General features: G+C 46.7%; 22 protein-coding genes. 1 reads left to right on the forward strand and 21 read right to left on the reverse strand.

What is annotated here, in order from left to right:
- Positions 1–19: 19 nt before the first annotated feature.
- From V7R82_RS06150 to V7R82_RS06215, 14 genes are all read right to left on the reverse strand, one after another.
- Positions 20–832, reverse strand: coding sequence for a mechanosensitive ion channel family protein (locus V7R82_RS06150; RefSeq protein WP_338541951.1), 813 nt, complete (start codon positions 830–832; stop codon positions 20–22).
- Between the two features lie 21 nt (positions 833–853).
- A complete protein-coding gene (gene cbpB, locus V7R82_RS06155; protein ID WP_338541953.1) occupies positions 854–1,351 on the reverse strand; it encodes a cyclic-di-AMP-binding protein CbpB in 498 nt (165 codons plus the stop codon).
- Entirely contained in the window at positions 1,332–1,886 is a 555-nt protein-coding gene (locus tag V7R82_RS06160) for a metallophosphoesterase (protein WP_314211073.1), read from the reverse strand. The genes cbpB and V7R82_RS06160 overlap by 20 nt, the downstream gene beginning before the upstream one ends.
- Positions 1,883–2,485 (reverse strand): XTP/dITP diphosphatase, encoded by a 603-nt coding sequence (locus tag V7R82_RS06165; protein WP_338541958.1) that lies wholly within the window; start codon positions 2,483–2,485, stop codon positions 1,883–1,885. Before V7R82_RS06165 ends, V7R82_RS06160 begins: the two co-directional genes overlap by 4 nt.
- Positions 2,457–3,317 (reverse strand): glutamate racemase, encoded by an 861-nt coding sequence (gene racE / locus V7R82_RS06170; protein WP_422388380.1) that lies wholly within the window; start codon positions 3,315–3,317, stop codon positions 2,457–2,459. The genes V7R82_RS06165 and racE overlap by 29 nt, the downstream gene beginning before the upstream one ends.
- Before the next feature lie 155 nt (positions 3,318–3,472).
- Positions 3,473–4,096 (reverse strand): V-type ATP synthase subunit D, encoded by a 624-nt coding sequence (locus V7R82_RS06175; RefSeq protein ID WP_070755367.1) that lies wholly within the window; start codon positions 4,094–4,096, stop codon positions 3,473–3,475.
- 11 nt (positions 4,097–4,107) lie between these two features.
- A complete protein-coding gene (locus V7R82_RS06180; protein ID WP_023390898.1) occupies positions 4,108–5,490 on the reverse strand; it encodes a V-type ATP synthase subunit B in 1,383 nt (460 codons plus the stop codon).
- Positions 5,477–7,264, reverse strand: a complete 1,788-nt coding sequence (locus V7R82_RS06185) for a V-type ATP synthase subunit A (protein ID WP_070755366.1) — start codon at positions 7,262–7,264, stop codon at positions 5,477–5,479. The genes V7R82_RS06180 and V7R82_RS06185 overlap by 14 nt, the downstream gene beginning before the upstream one ends.
- 13 nt (positions 7,265–7,277) lie before the next feature.
- A complete protein-coding gene (locus V7R82_RS06190) occupies positions 7,278–7,598 on the reverse strand; it encodes a V-type ATP synthase subunit F (protein WP_023390900.1) in 321 nt (106 codons plus the stop codon).
- Positions 7,588–8,601 (reverse strand): V-type ATPase subunit, encoded by a 1,014-nt coding sequence (locus V7R82_RS06195; protein ID WP_338541964.1) that lies wholly within the window; start codon positions 8,599–8,601, stop codon positions 7,588–7,590. The genes V7R82_RS06190 and V7R82_RS06195 overlap by 11 nt, the downstream gene beginning before the upstream one ends.
- 15 nt (positions 8,602–8,616) lie before the next feature.
- The gene (locus V7R82_RS06200; protein WP_070755363.1) at positions 8,617–9,195 is read right to left on the reverse strand and encodes a V-type ATP synthase subunit E family protein; all 579 of its coding nucleotides are present in this window, start codon (positions 9,193–9,195) and stop codon (positions 8,617–8,619) included.
- Between the two features lie 22 nt (positions 9,196–9,217).
- Positions 9,218–9,697, reverse strand: coding sequence for a V-type ATP synthase subunit K (locus V7R82_RS06205; protein WP_070755362.1), 480 nt, complete (start codon positions 9,695–9,697; stop codon positions 9,218–9,220).
- Between the two features lie 4 nt (positions 9,698–9,701).
- Positions 9,702–11,684, reverse strand: a complete 1,983-nt coding sequence (locus V7R82_RS06210) for a V-type ATP synthase subunit I (RefSeq protein WP_338541966.1) — start codon at positions 11,682–11,684, stop codon at positions 9,702–9,704.
- Entirely contained in the window at positions 11,674–11,994 is a 321-nt protein-coding gene (locus tag V7R82_RS06215; RefSeq protein WP_143227634.1) for a hypothetical protein, read from the reverse strand. The genes V7R82_RS06210 and V7R82_RS06215 overlap by 11 nt, the downstream gene beginning before the upstream one ends.
- A gap of 191 nt (positions 11,995–12,185) precedes the next feature.
- Here V7R82_RS06215 and V7R82_RS06220 point away from each other — a divergent pair, with 191 nt between their 5' ends.
- On the forward strand, positions 12,186–12,533 hold the full coding sequence (locus V7R82_RS06220) for a hypothetical protein (RefSeq protein WP_268443304.1): 348 nt from the start codon (positions 12,186–12,188) through the stop codon (positions 12,531–12,533).
- 141 nt (positions 12,534–12,674) lie between these two features.
- On the opposite strand, the gene V7R82_RS06225 is transcribed toward V7R82_RS06220, so the two are convergent.
- From V7R82_RS06225 to V7R82_RS06255, 7 genes are all read right to left on the reverse strand, one after another.
- Positions 12,675–14,054: an LCP family protein gene (locus V7R82_RS06225; protein WP_338541970.1), complete on the reverse strand. Its 1,380-nt coding sequence runs from the start codon at positions 14,052–14,054 to the stop codon at positions 12,675–12,677.
- A gap of 13 nt (positions 14,055–14,067) precedes the next feature.
- Positions 14,068–15,012: an LCP family protein gene (locus V7R82_RS06230; protein WP_338541971.1), complete on the reverse strand. Its 945-nt coding sequence runs from the start codon at positions 15,010–15,012 to the stop codon at positions 14,068–14,070.
- 14 nt (positions 15,013–15,026) lie between these two features.
- A complete protein-coding gene (galE, locus tag V7R82_RS06235) occupies positions 15,027–16,055 on the reverse strand; it encodes a UDP-glucose 4-epimerase GalE (RefSeq protein ID WP_314062805.1) in 1,029 nt (342 codons plus the stop codon).
- Positions 16,056–16,332: 277 nt separating this feature from the next.
- On the reverse strand, positions 16,333–17,205 hold the full coding sequence (gene galU / locus V7R82_RS06240; RefSeq protein WP_023390910.1) for a UTP--glucose-1-phosphate uridylyltransferase GalU: 873 nt from the start codon (positions 17,203–17,205) through the stop codon (positions 16,333–16,335).
- Between the two features lie 39 nt (positions 17,206–17,244).
- Positions 17,245–17,496, reverse strand: coding sequence for a hypothetical protein (locus V7R82_RS06245; RefSeq protein ID WP_023390911.1), 252 nt, complete (start codon positions 17,494–17,496; stop codon positions 17,245–17,247).
- A gap of 19 nt (positions 17,497–17,515) precedes the next feature.
- The gene (locus V7R82_RS06250; RefSeq protein ID WP_338541973.1) at positions 17,516–18,757 is read right to left on the reverse strand and encodes an aminopeptidase; all 1,242 of its coding nucleotides are present in this window, start codon (positions 18,755–18,757) and stop codon (positions 17,516–17,518) included.
- A 27-nt stretch (positions 18,758–18,784) separates the two neighbouring features.
- Positions 18,785–19,237 carry a flavodoxin gene (locus V7R82_RS06255; RefSeq protein ID WP_314976056.1) on the reverse strand — a complete coding sequence of 151 codons (453 nt, stop codon included), beginning with the start codon at positions 19,235–19,237 and terminating at the stop codon, positions 18,785–18,787.
- Between the last annotated feature and the right edge of the window lie 69 nt (positions 19,238–19,306).

Here is a 19,306-nt window from a genome sequence, read left to right on the forward strand (position 1 = left end):
AGGAGAACAAGGTAAGCACTTAATCCAAGAGATGAATCCCAGCCTGTTGAAGCTGAGTCAAATAGCGGAAATAAAATGCCCCTGTCAACCGCCCCTGAGCACCGTTGGTCACATAGAAGGAAATCTGATAATAAAATTTCCCTGTGGTCGTATCCTTGACCACACCGCTAATAACCGGTTCAGCTGTTAAATCCTCTGCATAGTCCTGGCTCAGCCCCTCCGTTATGACTTGAACCTGATGGGCCAAGTCTTCCAGCTGGGTCTGGTCCGTAATGGGTAAATCAATGACGATTTGGCGGTTCTCCCGACTAAGGTTATTGACAATACTAATATCTCCATTTGGAATATAGTAGCGATTGCCACTGGTCCCCTGGATAATGGTCGTCCGAATTCCCACCGTCTGGACCTTGCCTCGAATGTCCCCGATTTTGACTTCTTCGCCTACTTCGTATTGTCCCTCCAAAATAATGAAGAAGCCATTGACCACATCGGTAATGAAGTCCTTGATCCCTAACCCGACGGCTACCCCGGCAATCCCGGCCCCGGCTACTAAGGTTGAAACTGGAAAACCTAGGATACCTAGAACAGCATAGACATAGAAGAAATAAAAGGCATAGTTAATAGCATTCTTAGTAATGGTCCAAATGGTCTGGAGTCTTTGAGGTGAAGTCTTAGGTGCTACCTGGAAGACCTTGTGGCGCAATTTGGATTCGAAAAAGCGATTGACCAAGCCTCTCCCCAGCCAAAAGATGACCGTTACTAGGAAGAATTGCCAGAGCCGGTTGAGAATTTCCGGCCAGGCTAAATGACTAATTTGGTTAAAGACATCCACTGTCTCTGCCTGCCCCCTTTGCTAAGCTCCTGTCTTGGCCGTCTCAAATAGTTTAATGAGTCGAGCCACCTCACCAGGGTTGGAAGTTAAATGTAGGAGATGAGTCAGACGTTGTAGAACATTCTTACGGGTAATAATACCCAAGAAACGGTTATCCCCATCCACCACACAGACAAAGTTCTGATCAATTAAGTAGTTGAGCACATCCGCTAAATGACAATTATCTTGGACACGCACCGGTTGACTCAGCATAACATCACGAACCTTCAACTCGTCCAGGCGCTCCATTTCAATGGCATCTACCGTCATGACGGCTTTGATGATCATGGACATGGAGATGACCCCCATCAACTTAGACTCGGCTGACAAAACCGGAATCATGGTATAGTTGGACTGGGTTAAGATTAAAAGCCCGGTACTTAGGGTATGTTGGTCAATCACATTGGCAACATTATCCGCTGGAATCATGAAGTCCAGCATCTTGCTAGCCACTAAGGCTTCAATTTTGGGATGTATCATATCCAGCCTCCTCAAGTAATTTTCGATCAAAAACTTGGGTCAACTGATCCAAGCGATGTTTGTCATCATCGTAGAACTCAACTTTAATAGTTTGAGCTTCAAAAGTTAGGATGGCATAGGTCCGATAAGGTAAGGAGCCCCGTGAGTAGTTAAGGCTACCCGGATTGCAGAGCAAGACGCCATCCTCAATCTTGGCATAGGCCACATGGGTATGGCCGTGGAAGGCAAACTGGCAGTGATTGTCATGAGCTGCCTTGACCATCCGTTTGCTATTAAAGTAGACATTGTGGAAATGACCATGAGTCAGGAAAATACGCCCTTGGCGAGTGTTGATAATCAATTCATCCGGATATTCTGGGTCATAGTCGTTATTACCGGTTACGACCGCATCTACCTTTTCCCAGACGGGATCATCAGGGGCAAACTCTGAATCTCCGCAATGCAGAATAAGATCAACTTGTGGCCGGTAATACTCCACTAATTCATGGACTTTAGGCCAACGGCCATGATTGTCACTCATTAATAGAATTTTCATGTTGTCACCTCAAGCCATTCAGGTAGACTAGCCAGGAGGGCCTTAATGGCATTGGCCCGATGGCTGATTTGGTTCTTACGACTTAGTGGGATTTGGGCAAAGGTAGCCCCTTCTTGGTCCACATAGAATACTGGATCGTAGCCAAAACCCGATTCTCCACTTGGCTCCAGCGCAATAGTCCCATAGGCCCGTCCTTCTACGACATGACTGTCATGTTCAGGCGAGGCTAGCACTAAGCAAGTGACGAAGTAGGCCTGGCGTTGATCCCCACTGGCTTGGCTCATTTCCCGCAAGAGTTTGTCAATATTGGCCTTGTCAGACTTAGGTTGGCCGGCATAGCGAGCCGAATAGATGCCAGGCGCACCATTTAGATAAGGTACTACTAGACCCGAATCATCTGCTAAGACTGGTAAATTCAAAAGCTTAGCAATGCTTTCTGCCTTGAGTCGGGCATTGGCTTCAAAGCTATCCCCTGTCTCTTCAACCTCTGGTAAATCAGGATAGTCTAAGAGCGAAACAACTTCAATGCCCTTAGGCCCCAAAAGACGTTCAAATTCGGCTACTTTGCCTTTATTCTGCGTTGCGATGACTAACTTCAAGAATCTCATCTCCTTCAATTTGGCACTGACCGATGCTTGGCTCTGCTTGTTCCAACCAAGCAGTCACGAACTGAGCAAATTGCTTTGCATCCCCTGTCGTATAGAACTGCTGGCTTGGTGGCTGAATCTGCGCATCTTTGGCACTACGACTCAAACCAAAATAGTCTAAGAGCATGCTGACCTCATTCAAGGTCTCTACGCCTGAATCAATCAAGGTCACTCCTTGCCCCATGACCGCCTGAATCAGTGGCTTGAGGTGGGGATAATGGGTGCAACCCATGACCAGAGTATCAATCCCTGTCTGGTCAAAGGCACTTAAGCTTTCTCGAACCTGCTGCCAGGCCAGAGGGCTATTAAGCTGGTGATTTTCTACTAATTGGACAAAGCTTGGGCAGGCCACACTCGTAACCTGCAGATAGTCTGCCTTATCCTTCATGACCCGTTCATAAAGGTTACTTGCAATGGTCCCCTGGGTCCCGATAACGCCGATATGGTTATTTTCTGTCCGCTCAATGGCAGCCCGGCTACCAGGATGAATGACCCCGACCACTGGAATGTCCAAGGTCTGGCGAATCTCTTCCAAGGCTGCAGCTGTCCCGGTATTGCAGGCAATGACTAGCATCTTAATGCCTTTTTTAAGCAGGAAACGGCTTAACTGCCAAATAAAATCCTTAACCTCTTCCATGGACCGTGGTCCATATGGGCAACGGGCATTGTCCCCCAAGTAAATAATGGATTCATTAGGCAGTTGCTTGAGGCTCTGCTTGACCACTGTCAGGCCCCCATAACCTGAATCGATAAAGCCAATTGGTAAATCTTTCATGACATTCATTCCTTAACTAGACTTTCTAATACGCTTACTTCTATTCTATCACAAATACCCATCAAACTAAACGGATGACCTCTGGCGATAAGGAAATCTTTAAAAATATGTGTCTAAGTCTACACACGACAAAAGAGGCTGGGATGGTTCCCAGCCTCTTAGGCTTACATATTTTTCACTTTCATCATCCGAATCAGGTTGGCCCGTTCGGCTTCTTCAAGCTTCATTTCGATATAGTAGATGGTCTCTTCTAACTGCGGAATAATCTGATACTCTAAACCATTAACACGGCGACGTGTTTTTTCAATCTCATCTGCCATGAGTTGGCAAGTCTTCTCGATTTCCGCTAACTTCAAGAGGTCGTCTAGGGAGGCCGTAATCGAGCCAATAGCCTGGTCCATTTCGCTGTTGGACCCGACATAGGAGTAAGGTACTTCGCTAGCATTGGCTGCTTCCTTGACATCTGCGAAGAGCTTAGGCACCGCCACACTCATGATGGAGTCCTGACGAATTTCTAGGGCCACTTCCTTGGATGGTACGGCAAAGAGTTCCTGCACCATAGCATCACTCTCTACCGACTTAGCCAATACGAAGTCTTGCATGCCTTCAACTAAGTTCCCTTCCACCTTCTGACGAAGTTGGTTGTTCTGCCGGATTAATTCAATGAACTGTCTCATCAATTCATCCCGCTTATCCTTGAGGAGCTTGTGGCCACGGCTGGCGATTTTCAGACGATCCTTGAGGTTATTAAGTTCCATCCGGGTCGGTTTGACATCTAAGCGCGCCATCTTCCATCCCCCTATTCTGCTGGTTTAAGGAAGGTATCCAACATATCATCCTTAATCCGCTTGAGTTCTGTCCGTGGCAAGATAGAAAGCAATTCCCAACCCAAGTCTAAGGTTTCTTGAATTGAACGGTTAGTATAGAAACCTTGGTTTATATACTCTTCTTCAAAACGGTTAGTGAACTCAATGTATTTACGGTCCACATCCGACAGAGCAGACTCCCCTAAAACGACGGCTAATTCCTTAGCCTGCTTACCAGTCGCATAAGCTGCAAAGAGCTGGTTCATGGTTGGCGCATGGTCGTAACGGGTCTTACCTTCACCTGACCCCTTATCTTTAAGACGGGACAGGGATGGGAGCACGTTAATTGGTGGCCGGTAACCACTATTATAGAGGTCCCGTGACAGGATAATTTGACCTTCGGTGATATAACCAGTCAAGTCAGGAATTGGATGGGTAATGTCATCTTCTGGCATGGTCAAAATTGGAATTTGGGTAACAGAACCCTTCTTACCAATAATCCGCCCAGCACGCTCGTAGAGGGTAGACAGGTTGGTATAGAGATAACCTGGATAACCACGACGACCTGGCACTTCCCGACGTGCTGCCGAGACTTCACGCAAGGCTTCGCAGTAGTTGGTCATGTCGGTCATAATAACCAGAACGTGCATATCCTTCTCATAAGCCAAGTATTCTGCTGTCGTCAGGGCAATCCGAGGAGTTGCAATCCGCTCGATAGCTGGGTCGTTGGCCAAGTTGATGAAGAGGACGGAACGGTCCATAGCACCTGTTTCACGCAGGTCATTCATAAAGAATTCCGCTTCTTCAAAGGTAATCCCCATAGCGGCAAAGACCACGGCGAAGTTTTCATCTGAGTTAAGTACGGTTGCTTGACGGGCAATCTGTGCGGCTAATTCCTTATGAGGCAGACCTGAACCTGAGAAGACAGGTAATTTCTGCCCCCGAACCAAGGTATTGAGGTGGTCAATGGCCGAAATCCCAGTCTGAATGAATTCATCCGGATAATCCCGCGCAACCGGGTTAATAGCCTGACCATCAATGTCAAGGTATTGTTCAGGAATGAGGTCTGGGCCACCATCGATGGCTTCCCCCATGCCGTTGAAGACACGGCCGACCATGTCTTCCGAAACCCCCAAATGCAGGGGTTTACCAGTAAACCGCACCTTGGCGCTAGCTAGGTTAATACCAGCCGAACCTTCAAAGAGTTGGACCAAGGCTTTGTCTTCTTGGACTTCCAAGACTTGCCCTTGGCGGAACTCACCATTATGTAGGCGGATTTCGACCAGTTCGTTAAAGCGAACTCCTTGGACGTCTTCAACCAACATTAAGGGGCCTACTACTTCACTAACCGTGCGGTATTCTTTAATGACTGCCATCGAGTTCACCTCCTTGGGCTAAGATTTGATGGATACTTGAGTCAATTTCTTGGGCTAGAGCCTTAATACGATCTAGCTCCGCTTCAGGAATGAACTTGCTCCGGGCAATACGGTCCCGCAAGTCCACGGTTCCAGACATGATTTCATGGAAATAAGCACCTAAAACCAAGGCTTCTTGCGCCACTTCGTGGAAGCGCAGAATGTTGGTCAACATAGCATATTGCTTAGCAAAAGATGTATAAGTATCGACTTCATCAAAGGCATTCTGTTGCAAGAAATCTTCCCGAATCATCCGCGCCGTATTGAGGGTCATGCGGTCTTTTGGCGATAGGGAATCTACCCCAACTAAACGCACGATTTCTTCCAATTCACTCTCTTCTTGGAGCAGGTTCATAGCCTTGGTGACCTTAGCAGCCCAATCGACTTGCTGCGTTTGGTCAATATATTGACCCACTTCATCACTATAGAGTGAGTAAGAGTTCAACCAGTTAATCGATGGGAAATGACGACGTTGCGCCAAACCAGCATCTAAGCCCCAGAAAACTTTAACAATACGTAAGGTGTTTTGGGTAACTGGCTCGGAAATATCCCCACCTGGAGGCGACACGGCCCCAATAGCGGTGATGGTCCCTTCTAATCCAGACCCTAAGACCTCTACACGACCTGCTCGTTCATAGTATTCCGCAATTCGGCTCCCTAGGTAAGCTGGGTAACCTTCATCCCCTGGCATTTCCTCCAGACGACCGGACATTTCCCGCAGGGCTTCAGCCCAACGAGAGGTGGAGTCCGCCATAATGGCAACCGAATAACCCATGTCACGGAAGTATTCGGCAATGGTAATCCCCGTATAAATAGAGGCCTCACGCGCCGCCACCGGCATGTTGGAGGTATTGGCAATCAGAATAGTCCGTTCCATGATGGACTTACCACTGGCTGGGTCAATCAATTCTGGGAATTCGTTCAAGACGTCCGTCATCTCATTCCCGCGTTCACCACAACCAACATAAACGACGATGTCCACGTTAGCAAACTTAGCGATTTGGTGTTGCACCACTGTTTTACCGGCCCCGAATGGTCCTGGAACAGCCGCTGCTCCCCCTTTGGTTACAGGGAAGAAGGTATCGATTACCCGCTGACCCGTAATCATCGGTTCGACCGGAATCAACTTACGGGCAAAAGGACGTCCCTTACGAACTGGCCACTTTTGCATCAAGGTACCTTGGAAGACTTGGCCGTCTTTACCTTCAATTTGGTAGACGGTGTCCGTCACCCGATAGTCGCCTTCTTCAATGGCCGTCAAGCGCCCTGAAATGCCATTCGGCACCATGATACGGTGCTGGATTAAATCTGTTTCTTGAACATAACCTAGAATTTGACCGGCCTTAACAGCTTCCCCCACTTGAACTTGAGGGATAAAATGCCAGCTTCGTTCACGGTCTAGGACAGGGAGGGCTACCCCACGAATGAGATAGTCACTTTCTGTTTGGCTACGGAAACGTTCTAGGGGCCGTTGAATCCCGTCAAACATCTGAGACATCATACCAGGACCTAGCTCAACAGACAGGGGTAAACCAGTTGAAGCCACTGGCTCACCTGGGCCTAAGCCCGACGTTTCTTCATAGACTTGGATGGAGGCTTGGTCGCCCCGCATCTCGATAATTTCACCAATTAAGCCCAGATGCCCAACGCGGCAAATGTCTTGAATATTGGCTTCTTCCATTCCATCAGCGACCACTAAAGGGCCTGATACTTTAATAATTTTTCCTTCTTTCAAGCAAACCCCTCCTTTACAAGATATTTTGGCCGACTGCTTTTTCAACATTGTCTTGAATCTGTTGTTTACCGATTCCTAGGCTCCCCTTATGGGTTGGAATCAAGATAACAGCCGGTGTTACGAGTCCTTGGTAATGTGCCAGAACTTCTGGAATTTCTTGAGCATAATCTTCTGTCAGGTAAATAATGCCGTAGTTATCCTTAGCTAACTGCGCCAAGAGGCGACCCAGTCCCTCTACTTGGCGAACTGGATAAATGTCAAACCCAATCATTTGAAAAGGCAGAATGGCATCATGGTTGCCGACTACGGCAATTTTGTAAGATTTAGTTGTCATGATAACCCAGTCGCATCCTTTCTTCGATGGCTTCTTTGGTAATGCCATTGGCTCGACCAAGGAGAATCAGACGCAGATTTACTGCTTCCATCTCACGCCCATTCAAATAACGCAAAATCTGTCCGCCAGACAAGACATCTAGGGAGGCACTATTGACTAAGTGCGTCAAGTAGAGATCTTGAAGTTGTTCCATCTGACTGGCTTGAATCTTGCCTGATTGCATCGCTTGGACATAGGAATCAAAAACCTTGGTATAGGGCAAGGCATTAAAGGCATTAAACCAACTTGCTAGTTGGCCGTCTTTAGCCAAATGCAAGATTTCCTTAGGTCGCTTGGTCCCCTTACGAGACATTAATTGATAGGCAAAACTGTTTGGCTTGTCTTGAGCCAGGGCACGCAAGGCCGTAATGGCATTGAAAAAATCAATCTTGGCATCCACTAATTCTTGCAGGAGCGGCAAGTCGCTCTGATCAGCAATGACCCGCAAATGACGGAAATAGGCTGAATCCATCCCCATATCAATGGCGACCGTGTTCTCATAGTCCTTATACTCTGACCAAGTCTGAGCCACTTCTTCCACAATCAAGGGATCACATAGATCAGACTCTAGGGTCAGGCTCAAATGCTTGAGCGCCTCCAAGGGATAGGGACCAATAGGAATCAGAAGATGTGACAAGTCACGACCAATGGCCCGCATTTTCAGGAAGAGCTTAAGGTTGTGGTAGACATACTTGAGCCCAAAAACATTGACCAGATTTGGGTCTGGACATTGTTGGTAAGCAAAATCATAGTCCGCCGCCAGAGCCTTCATAATAGTCTGGTCTAAGACATCGTGTTGCCGAATCTCGGCTAAAGGAACACTATAAGGTGTGCCTTCTAGATAAAGAGCTAGCTGTTCATCATCGACAGCATTCAGCAGTTGGACTAGGTTAGTCCGACTGAGGAAGCTTTGTTCCTTGACACTAATGGCTGTATTCAGTTGAGAATAGTCATGAACCGTCATGTCCTAGCCTCCTTTTTAGTCAGCAAAAATTTGATTGGCAATTTGATAGCCTTCCTCTTCATAGATAGCGGTTAACAATTCGCGGAAGAGATAGTTGTATTCAATCCGGCCTAGGGTGATGACAAACCCTGTTTCATGGCGCAAAGGCACCCGTAGAGCCATATCTGGATAACGCGCTTGCAGCTGATCCAGTTGGTCTTGGCTGAACTTAGCTTGTGTGTCTTCACCTAGCGCTAATTCAAAGGCTTGGCCAGTAAATTGGTTGAGGACAGGTTCCATGAACTGCCAGATTTGCTGGCTATCCCAGGCTTCCATCCGAGCCAAAGCCTCAGTGAAAAGTTCTGTTAAGACTTTTTGTTTGGCAGTCAATTTAGCTTGACGTTTCTGATAGTCTACTTGTTGTAATTGTTGTTGGTAGCGACTACGCACCTGATTCAAGGCCTGTTGGCGATGGCGATCACGTTCCGCCATTGCTTGTGCTTCAGCCTTTTCTAGCAAGTCATGGTGTTCATGACGCGCCCGTCTGAGCAAGGCCTCTCCTTCTTCTGTCACCTGCGCCAAGATAGCTTGACGCAAGGATTCCATTTCACTCATATTAGGACCTCCTCCCCAGCGTCTATTGAACGTTGGTTAAGAGCATGAAGGATACAACGAAGGCCAAAATCGCGTAGGTTTCTACCATGGCCGCTAAGATGACCCCTTTCATGACATGTTCAGGACGTTTCGCTAAGATTTGAAGACCAGCAGTCGCCACATTCCCTTGGTACTTAGCAGAGAAGTAACCCACTACCCCTACTGGCAAGGCTACGAAAACATAGGCCAAACCAGTTGCTAGGCTAACCCCAGCAGACATACGCAAGAGGATGAAGAAGCCGATAACGAAGCCATAAAGACCTTGGGTACCAGGCAAGAGTTGTAAGATTAAGGCTTGGGCGAATTTATCTGGTTCTTCTTTCAATAAAGCGGCTGCGGCTTGACCGGCAGTCCCGACCCCACGTGAAGAGCCCATCCCACTAAAGATAACAGCGATAGCGATGGCTAAGCCAGCAAAGAAGGCGCCCCCGTATTCTGTAAAGTAAGCAGCTAAATGTTCCATGTAATTATTCCTCCGATTTTACTTTTGTTTGAACGTTTTGATTGACTGGTGCCAGGGGCTGGAATGGCTGACCGCCGCCTTCGTAGAACTTACCGAAGAATTCGACGAACATCAAACGAGCTCCGTGGACATATCCTGACAGCATGGACAGGAAGATGTTAAGGCCGTGCAAGAGCACAAAGAGCAAGAGCCCAATGCTAAAGCGCGCCCACACAGGTAAAAAGGCCACAATGGTGTTAAAGGCCGCCCCGATACTCCCGCCTGACAAACCCAAGGCCATGAGACGTGTATAAGAGACAAAGTCCCCAATGTAACCAGAAATCCCATAGAGATTATAGAGACCTGAACCCAGTCCTCCTAGGCTCTTAGCCTTGATGACGGAGCTGAGGACAATCCCAATAGCATTGACGGCAGCAAGGATTTGACCAACTGTACCTAACCAAGCAGCACCTGGAATCATTGGTCCCAGAATCATAGCGACTAAGCCTAGCAAGATGAAAATCCAAGCCAAACCATTGGCATAGGCTTCATGGAAGTCACGTCGTTTTGCTTTCTGATAAGTATTGAGGAAGAGTCCAGTCATGATTTGTAGGAACCCTAACCCAACAGAAAGCAGCAAGATGGTCGTGACATCTGTATTGGTATCAATCAATTTAAATGGTAGGTTAAAGCCAAAGGCTGACCCATAAATAGCTCCCCAGATAGCAGTAGATAGCCCTAGAGAGAAGTAGAACTTACAGGTCGTTCTTAGGCTTTCACGCCCCTTAATCAACCAGAGACCGATTGCGGTTGCTAACATAACCAGCAAGCCATAGCCCAAGTCGGCTACCATCATCCCGAAGAAGGTCCAATAGAATGGAGCCAAGAAAGGCGTTGGGTCGACTTCATTATACTTAGGCAAGGCATACATGCGAGTCACCGATTCAAAAGGTGCCACTAATGGATGGTTACGTAATTTAATTGGTACTTGGTCTAGCTCTTCATCCTTAGCATCAGCAACTTTCACAACGACTAAGCCTTTGAAAGCTTGCTTAAGAATCTCTTGTAAATGAGCTGTCGCGCGTGTTTCCGTCCAACCTTCAACCGCTGCTAAATGTTCAGTTAAACCAGCGTTTTGGCTCGCTGCCTCGCGCAAACTGTGGTTGGCTAAGTAATCTAATTGAACTTTGAGTTGGTCAACCGTCTCTTGAGACTGGGTCAACTCTTGGCGAATGGCTTGGATGGTTTCTTGCACTGTCTTAAGCCGTTCAGAGGTCAATGGCAGTTGCTCCTGAGGCAGGCGATCAAAAGGATACTCTAATGCCTGGAAGGAAGCAGGTGCCAAGCTATCCAAGAAGTCTGCTTGACTGCTTAATTTCTGACTAAAGACCACAACCCCTACTTCTTGAGGATTGCTGAAGACTCGCTTGACCACTAAGTCTGGCAAGGCTACCAAAGCCTTATAATAACGATCAATACTATCTGCCGGCACAGTCCCTATTGCCACATTGACCACTTGATGGTCTTGGCCTCCTTGAGGTAAGACATCTAGCTTTTGCCATTGGGTCAAGAGGGCCAAGTCCGCTTGCAAGGTCTGAGCTTCTTTTTCTAAATCCTTGAGTCGCTTATTGAGCTGACTTGCTCGGTTAACAGCTAATTGTTCATTGAACTGACGTCCTTGAGCTTCCAATTCTTGGAAGGTCAATTCTGGCAGTCCCTCGGTTAAAGAGGCTACGAGACCCTTCTTAGGCAAATGCTGTTGATAGAGGGTCAGCGCCTTTTGCACCTTTTCCTGACGTTTCTGAAGTTGGGGAAGTAGATTGACGGCTTCTGCCTCGTCTTCCCGCTTAGACGTCCCTCGCTCATTGGCTTCAAGGTCTTGCCAATCATCCAATACCTTGAGGTTATTGAGATGGACATGGCCATCTTCTTGAAGGACGGTCAGTAATTCCGGCAGAAGGGCCTTGCTTGTCACCAAGGTAATCTTCTGCATTGGACTAACGGCCATAATTGTCTACCACCTTTGTCAAAATGTGTTGGAGCCAGTGTTCACGCTGGCCAGCCAAGACTTGCTCAACCAAGGCTTGACTTGCCTCTTGGGTTGAAGCTAATTCTTCTTGAGCCACTTGATAGCGTGCTTCTAACTGGGCTTCTTCTTCTGCCACTAGAGCTTGGGTCACTTGGTCGAATTGGGCGATTACCTCTGCCAACTCTTCCTCACCTACTTGACCTAAGGCAGTTACTTGTTCTTGATAGTCACGTCTTAAGGCTTCGGCTTCACGCTCGATAGCCTGCATTTCTTTCATGGTTGTATTCACACTTAATTGCACCTCCTATAACTCGGATACGCCTACTATTATACCAAAACAATCCCGTTTTTTATAGCAAAATCATTCCTCCTTCCATACCTTGAAAAAAAGTGCTTGACATTATGAACGTATGTTCGTATACTAGAGATATAGAACAGGCGTTCGCAAGAACATTATTTCGCATAGAAAGGTTGATCCCCATGGAACTCTCATTAAATACTAAAGCAATGCCCGCCCTCTTCAGCAATGTTTCCAAGGCAACTCGCCAATTGTTACAACCCTTCTTCCAAGCTCCGACATCAGAGGCGAATGTCCAAGCTTTTATCATGCCAATGGACCTTGTTCTGGAGCGTCTGCATCAGCATTATGTCAGTCAAGAAGCCTTGACTCTCACCTACGAATATTATGATAAAGCCGGCAAAATCCAACTGGGCGAACGCCGTGTCTATGTCACTGGCCTCTTAAGCAATGGTCACTTCCGTTTTATGGCCTGCGACTCTGGCCTGGATTTCCTCTTGGATAGCCAGCAAATTCTCCGTGTAAAATAAACCTTGACCCACCTCAAACCACTGCCATGGTTTTGGGGCTGATGAAGCACCTACACTCTCTTAGACGTCTCACTCCTGAGTCGTCTTTTTTGTATACAAGGATAAGAAAAAGCCTCGTCATAGACGAGGCATAAAAATACTTTATTGACCTGTTCCTTGGCCGTTACCTGAACCTTGAGCAGGAGGCGTGACCGGTTGAACTGGTTGTGTTGGCTGAACTGGCGTAGTAGGTTGCTCACTATTTTCTGGCGGAACTGTCGGTTGGACAGGTTCTGGCTGAACTGGTTGTGGTGTAACCGGCTCTTCATAATAATACTCAGTTGCTGGCACTACTGGATTATAATACTCATTCTGCCGGAAGTTCTGCGCATTATCCTGTGTTTGGGATACTTGTTGCAGTTCTTCTGCTGTAAAACCAGTTGGATACTGGTTGATAATCAACTTAGAAGTCTTAGACACGGTCGCAGTAGTCGTTCCCCCTGTGTCTCCAAGAGGATCATGGAGTTGACTAGCACTAATTGGTGTTAAGCCTGAATTCAAACGCAACTCATTGGCCACCTTGAGGCGGGATGAGAGTGGCGCATAGTAGTAGTAGATTTCATCCAAAATCAAATCTTCCAAATTTTCAAAGCGAATAGCCGTGATATTTTGGAGGGCTGGCGAGTATTTCTGATAGATATTAAGGGCCTGCTTGAGATCTAGGTTAGTTTGGACGTTCTTAGCCACTACTTCCAACAATTGCGGGTAGTTGGCAATCGCCCCAACATTGGAGAGCTTATCAACCAAGGCCTTGATTACCAGTTTTTGCCGGTTTTGGCGCCCTGTCTCCCCTTCAGGATCATCATAGCGCATCCGAGCAAAGTTCATAGCATTCCAACCATCGACATGCTTGGTTTCGCCTGCTACGAAGCTTGATTCTTGATAGGTAAAGGTAATTGGGCTAGTGACATCAATCCCACCTACCGCATCAATCAACTGTTCCAGACCTTGCATATTGACCACGGCATAGTAGTCAATTGGCACATTGAGGAAGTTTTGCACGGTATCAATGGTTAAGTCGACGCCACCGAAGGCAAAGGCATGGTTAATCTTATCTTGGCCATGACCCTGAATATCGGTATAGACATCCCGCGGGATGCTGAGCATCTTTGTGGTGTGAGTCTTTGGATTGAGGGATAAGATAATCATGGAGTCAGAACGCCCTACATAGCCCTTGCTAGTGTCACGTCCACGACCATCATCGTCTGTCCCTAGTAAGAGAATATTAATCGGATCGCCGGTTTCAATAGAAGCCTCTTTTGGCCGTATCTTCTTAACCTCTACGGTACCACTCTTCCCAATCTCAGTCGAATTCTGACTGACTTGATTAGCAAGGTGGTTAATATCCCATAACATTTTGGCCGCATAGGCAGCACCTGCTAAGAGTACCAAGAAGAAGAAGACAAGAAACCAGCGACCTAGTCCCCATTTCTTCTTAGAGCCGTGCAGCTCGCTACGCGATTGTTTTACTTTATTAGTCATTCCATCACATTCCTTAATTATTTTCCAACTTCTCTTGTAACTGTTGGAGCAAGACATGCTGGCTGTCGGCGTCTAGGTTGACAATTGACATAGGGGCTTCCGTCATTTGACTGAAGTAACCCGCCCGGAACAAGTCCAAAAATTCATCAAAAGTCATATCTGTCCGGATGGCTTCTTGCAGAAGCGCAACTTCCTTGTCTAAACTTGGCACTTTCTGCCAATTAGCTAGGTGATTGATAAGTCCTTCTAAGACATCCATTTGTCTTTGGCCTTGGCTGAGAGAGGTCTCATCCGTCTGACGAGCCAAATAAACATAGACTTCACGCCCTGTCAATTTCACCTCTTGGCCCTTGGCCAGGAGACGATTTTCCAAGACAAAATCCTGCTTAGGCACTAAGGTGACGCCACCCAATCGATCAATTAGGGGGCGAAGCTTAGAAAACCTGACTTCTATTGTATAATCAATCGGCACATTAAGCAACTCTTGTGTTGCTTTTTCAATTGATTGTAATGGTTTCATCATGAAAACTTGACCTAATTTACCAGCTGGTAGACTAGCCCCTTCCTTAAGCGTGGATTCACTCGGAATCTGTAGTCGGGTGCTCTCTCCTTGCCCTACTTCCAACAGACTGAGGCTAATCAAACGCGTCTCCTCTGAGACCAAGCGTCCCGATTCATTATCATCCACACCTAACCACAAGAGGGTCAGGGGTTTACGCTCTCGAATACGCTCTGGCAAGCTCGATTCAGCATTAGCTGAGCTACTTACCACTTCAACTAAAGGTTCATAGGCTGAGCTGATGTTCCGTATGACAAAACTTACATAGAAGAAACAAACTACTCCAATAATCATCAAGAAGAAGATAATCAGCACTAACAGGCGACTACGCCGATAGTTACGATTATCGTACTCATAATAGGAAGAAGGCATTGACCGTTTTGTACGTCTTTCTTTCAAAACAGTCCTCCATCTTATGCTTGAGAGGCAACATCATAACCTTGTGGGTTTTCTTTCTGCCATTTCCAAGAATCCCGGCACATATCGACCAAGTTCCGTTGAGCATACCAGCCCAAGAGTTGGTTAGCCCGGCTAGCATCAGAATAGCAGGTTGCCACATCACCAGGACGGCGATCGACAATCTTATAATTGACCTTAATGCCATTGGCTTCTTCGAAGGCCTTGATTAAGTCCAAGACACTATAGCCTTCGCCGGTCCCTAGGTTATAGGTTTCGACCCCTTTTACTGTCAAGTTGCGGTCTAAGGCCTTGAGGTGACCGAGTGATAAGTCCACTACGTGGATGTAGTCCCGAACCCCAGTCCCATCAGGCGTTGGGTAGTCATCCCCAAAGACACTGAGGGCAGGTAATTTGCCAACCGCCACTTGGGTAATATAAGGCATTAAGTTATTAGGAATCCCTTGTGGGTCTTCACCAATACGGCCAGAGGCATGGGCCCCAATTGGGTTAAAGTAGCGCAGGATGGTAATGGACCAGTCTGGATCTGACGCTGCTAGGTCGCGGAAAATCTGCTCTTTCATCACCATGGTTGAGCCATAAGGGCTGTTAGCAGTATGCGTCGGCATATCTTCGGTTAAAGGCGACGGATTATTGAGCCCATAGACGGTTGCCGAACTAGAGAAGACAATATGTTTTACTCCAAATTCATTCATAACTTCCACTAGAGCGATGGCACCACCTACGTTATTGTGGTAGTACTTGATTGGTTCTGCTACTGATTCCCCAACAGCTTTATAACCTGAGAAATGAATAACAGCTTGGATTTTATTCTCCTTGAAGACTTGGCGCATAGCGTCCTTGTCTAAAACATCCACCTCATAAAAGGCAAAGTCCTTACCTGAGATTTGGCGAATACGATTTAATACTTCTGGTTTTGAATTAGAAAAATTATCAACAATTACAACTTCATGGCCAGCAGCTAATAATTCCACGACGGTATGACTACCGATATACCCTGCTCCACCTGTTACGAGAATTGCCATAGGAACACCCCTATTACATATTTTTATTGAACAGTCTCATTATAGCACATTTTAAGGCCAAGAGAGAGTCCTAAATCAGAATTTTATAGTTTTTTTAGATTTAGTTACCAGATAGTAACGCCCTTATCTTTCAAGCTACGAAAGGGTTTATGAGCGACTTCAAAATGTTGCGACAATTATTACGATATTTATTTACACCTCACCCTTAGCTTCCTCCTTACTCCAAAGCCGACATAAGAAAAGAGGCTGAAAGCAAGATTTCAACCTCTTAATCTAATTATTCTAAATTCTCGGCAATGTCTAAGAGATAGTCGCGCAGACCTTCTTTGATTTCTGGGTGTTTAAGCCCATACTCAATACTCATTTCCAAGAAACCTAACTTATTACCGATATCATAACGTTTGCCATCAAAGCGTTTAGCAAAGACTCTTTGGGTCTTGTTAAGGGTATCAATGGCATCGGTCAACTGGATTTCACCACCTGCACCCGGCGCTTGATTTTCTAAGATGTCAAAAATCTCAGGCGTCAACAAGTAGCGCCCAATAATGGCTAGGTCACTTGGGGCATCTTCTGGTTTAGGCTTTTCTACAAAATATTCAACATTGTAGATACCATCTTCTAGCTCACGCTCAGGTGCGATAATCCCATACTTAGACGTCTCTTCATGAGGTACTTCCATGACTGCAATGTTAGAGGCATGTGTCTTCTCATAGACATCAATCAATTGCTTAGTTAGGGGCTCCTGACCCTGCATAATGTCATCCCCTAGCATGACCACAAAGGGCTCATTGCCTACAAAGGCTTTGGCTTGCAGAATGGCATGCCCCAAGCCCTTAGGATAAGATTGGCGAACGAAGAAAAGGTTGACATTGGTTGGTTTAACCAATTCCAGCAAATCATCCTTACCTTGCTTACGTAGGTGTTCTTCCAATTCAATGTTAGAGTCAAAGTGGTCTTCAATAGGACGTTTGCTCTTACCAGTGACGATTAGGATATCTTCAATCCCTGCTTCAATGGCTTCTTCCACAATAAATTGAATGGTTGGTTTATCCACAATAGGTAACATTTCCTTAGCCATAGCCTTGGTGGCCGGCAGGAAGCGCGTCCCATAACCTGCGGCCGGAATGACTGCTTTCTTAACTTTTACCATTTCCCTTGCTCCTTTTCATGAAGTTTGATGGCCTATGGCCTATTCAGATGGTACTTCAATGGAGAGGCTAGCCTCTACTTGTTCTAGACGTGACTCCATTTCTTCGATACGACTATTGAGACTTTCAATTTCAGCTGTTTTCTTCTTCATCGGCAATTGAAAGAGTTGATTGAAGGCGTAGATGGCTACAAAGAGGAAAGCCACTAGGCCTAGCATATAGACCCAACCACTACGGGTCAGGCGCCGATTAATCTTACGGCTAAGGTCTTGGCTTGCATCGTGTGTCGGCATCTTTTACATCCTCTCTAGCCTAGTAGGCCCATTCGCCTTTGCGGAAGATAGGGACGCGAGTCCCATCTGCCTTGATTCCGTCAATATCCATATGTTCATTCCCAATCATAAAGTCCACGTGGACAATGGATCGGTTGAGACCTGCTTGTGCCAATTCTTCTTGACTCATGTCAGTCCCACCTTGTACCGAGGTTGCATAGGCTTGCCCGATTGCTAAGTGGTTGGAGGCATTTTCGTCGAAGAGGGTATTGAAGAAGGTAATACCTGATTGAGAAATTGGCGTTTTGTGAGCAACCAGGGCAACTTCCCCTAAGCCACGCGCCCCTTCATTTTCTTCTACCAGGCGTTTGAGCGTTTCTTCCCCTTTTTCAGCTGATACTTCCACAATTTGACCGTCCTTGAAGGTAAACTTCATGCCTTCGATAACCGTCCCACCGTAAGCTAGTGGCTTAGAGCTTGAAACATAGCCTTCAGCCCGACGGAAATCAGGTGCTGTGAAGACTTCTTCTGTTGGCATGTTAGCAATGAAGATTTCACCTTTACGGTTAAGCGAACCAGCGCTTTCCCAGACATGGTTTTTAGGCAAGCCCAAGATTAAGTCAGTCCCTGGCCCCGTATAGTGCAGGGCATCAAATTGCGTATCGTTCAAGAACTTAGCTTTTTGATCTAAGGTTGCAACATGTTGATCCCAAGCAGCGATTGGATCGTCAGCATAGATACGGTTGGCCTTGAAGATAGCATCCCAGAGGGCATCTACTTGCTCTTGACTTGAGCCTAAGTCAGGAAAGACGACTGCCGCCCAAGCTGGTGCAGCCCCTGCCGCTACCAACCAACTCACTTCATTCGCTTGGATAGCGGTTGACACATGGGCAATAGCTGAACGCAAGGCACGTTGTGACGCACTAATTTTCTGAGCGTCTAAACCAGATAGGTTGTTAGGGTCAGTTGAGCGTAAGGCAAGGCGCTTAGCACGTTTTTCCAAAAAGTATTCTGCCTTAGCTACAGCATAGTCAGGTACCTCGCACAAGGTTTCTGTGCTTTCATGTTCGTATTTGAGGCGAGTCAAGGTGTCGTCTGAGAAGTCTACGGCAACATGGGCTGCCCCTGCTTCATAGGCTTGCTTGACCAAGAGGTGAGTCAATTGAATTTGGTTAACATCGGTATTGATGTGGACATAATCTCCTGTCCCTACGTTCAAGCCCTTCTTGATTAAGAGATGGGCGTATTTGGCTAATAATTCATCAAAATTTGCTAAAGTCATAAGTTCCTCCTTGTATCTATCTTATTATTAATTGTCAGCTAAAGCGTCAGCTAAATCTTGCGCCAGACGTTCTAATTCGGTCACGGCCTCATCTTCCGGGTAGAGGTTCACCTTGACGCTAGCGCCAGCTTGCCGAGCTCCTGCTTTCTTAAATTGTTCTTCCAGGGTATCAACTGCCCCACAGAAGACTTCATAGAACTCGTCCCCGGAACCAAAGACCCCAAAGACCTTACCTGATAAGTCTAATTGACCTAAGTCTTCAGAAAAGTCTAACATTTCATCAGGCAAGACACCGTCCACACCATAGGTATAGGCTCCCGCGATACAGCAGTCATAGTCTTCAAAGTCTGCTGCCTCGGCTTGCATGACATCATGCAGGGTGACCTCAACCCCGTGTTCTTCTAGGGCTTCTGCCAGAATATCTGCACAGGCTTCAGTGTTTCCGGTCAAGCTTGCATAAATAATTAATGCTTGTGGCAACTAACCCGCCTCCTTCATCTCAATACTACTCTTTTATTATAACAAAGTTAGGCACAAAAATATACGCCG

Source organism: Abiotrophia defectiva ATCC 49176 (genome assembly GCF_037041345.1).
Classification (GTDB): Bacteria; Bacillota; Bacilli; order Lactobacillales; family Aerococcaceae; genus Abiotrophia.

Bases quoted from the DNA above. Each gene is read 5' to 3' on its own strand.
- V7R82_RS06225 (WP_338541970.1), bottom strand. From the start codon at position 14,054: ATGACTAATAAAGTAAAACAATCGCGTAGCGAGCTGCACGGCTCTAAG.
- cbpB (WP_338541953.1), bottom strand. From the start codon at position 1,351: ATGATACATCCCAAAATTGAAGCCTTAGTGGCTAGCAAGATGCTGGAC.
- V7R82_RS06175 (WP_070755367.1), bottom strand. From the start codon at position 4,096: ATGGCGCGCTTAGATGTCAAACCGACCCGGATGGAACTTAATAACCTC.
- galE (WP_314062805.1), bottom strand. From the start codon at position 16,055: ATGGCAATTCTCGTAACAGGTGGAGCAGGGTATATCGGTAGTCATACC.
- V7R82_RS06245 (WP_023390911.1), bottom strand. From the start codon at position 17,496: ATGCCGACACACGATGCAAGCCAAGACCTTAGCCGTAAGATTAATCGG.
- V7R82_RS06180 (WP_023390898.1), bottom strand. From the start codon at position 5,490: ATGGCAGTCATTAAAGAATACCGCACGGTTAGTGAAGTAGTAGGCCCC.
- V7R82_RS06250 (WP_338541973.1), bottom strand. From the start codon at position 18,757: ATGACTTTAGCAAATTTTGATGAATTATTAGCCAAATACGCCCATCTC.
- V7R82_RS06220 (WP_268443304.1), top strand. From the start codon at position 12,186: ATGGAACTCTCATTAAATACTAAAGCAATGCCCGCCCTCTTCAGCAAT.
- V7R82_RS06190 (WP_023390900.1), bottom strand. From the start codon at position 7,598: ATGACAACTAAATCTTACAAAATTGCCGTAGTCGGCAACCATGATGCC.
- galU (WP_023390910.1), bottom strand. From the start codon at position 17,205: ATGGTAAAAGTTAAGAAAGCAGTCATTCCGGCCGCAGGTTATGGGACG.
- V7R82_RS06195 (WP_338541964.1), bottom strand. From the start codon at position 8,601: ATGACGGTTCATGACTATTCTCAACTGAATACAGCCATTAGTGTCAAG.
- V7R82_RS06200 (WP_070755363.1), bottom strand. From the start codon at position 9,195: ATGAGTGAAATGGAATCCTTGCGTCAAGCTATCTTGGCGCAGGTGACA.
- V7R82_RS06205 (WP_070755362.1), bottom strand. From the start codon at position 9,697: ATGGAACATTTAGCTGCTTACTTTACAGAATACGGGGGCGCCTTCTTT.
- V7R82_RS06210 (WP_338541966.1), bottom strand. From the start codon at position 11,684: ATGGCCGTTAGTCCAATGCAGAAGATTACCTTGGTGACAAGCAAGGCC.
- racE (WP_422388380.1), bottom strand. From the start codon at position 3,317: ATGAATGTCATGAAAGATTTACCAATTGGCTTTATCGATTCAGGTTAT.
- V7R82_RS06160 (WP_314211073.1), bottom strand. From the start codon at position 1,886: ATGAAAATTCTATTAATGAGTGACAATCATGGCCGTTGGCCTAAAGTC.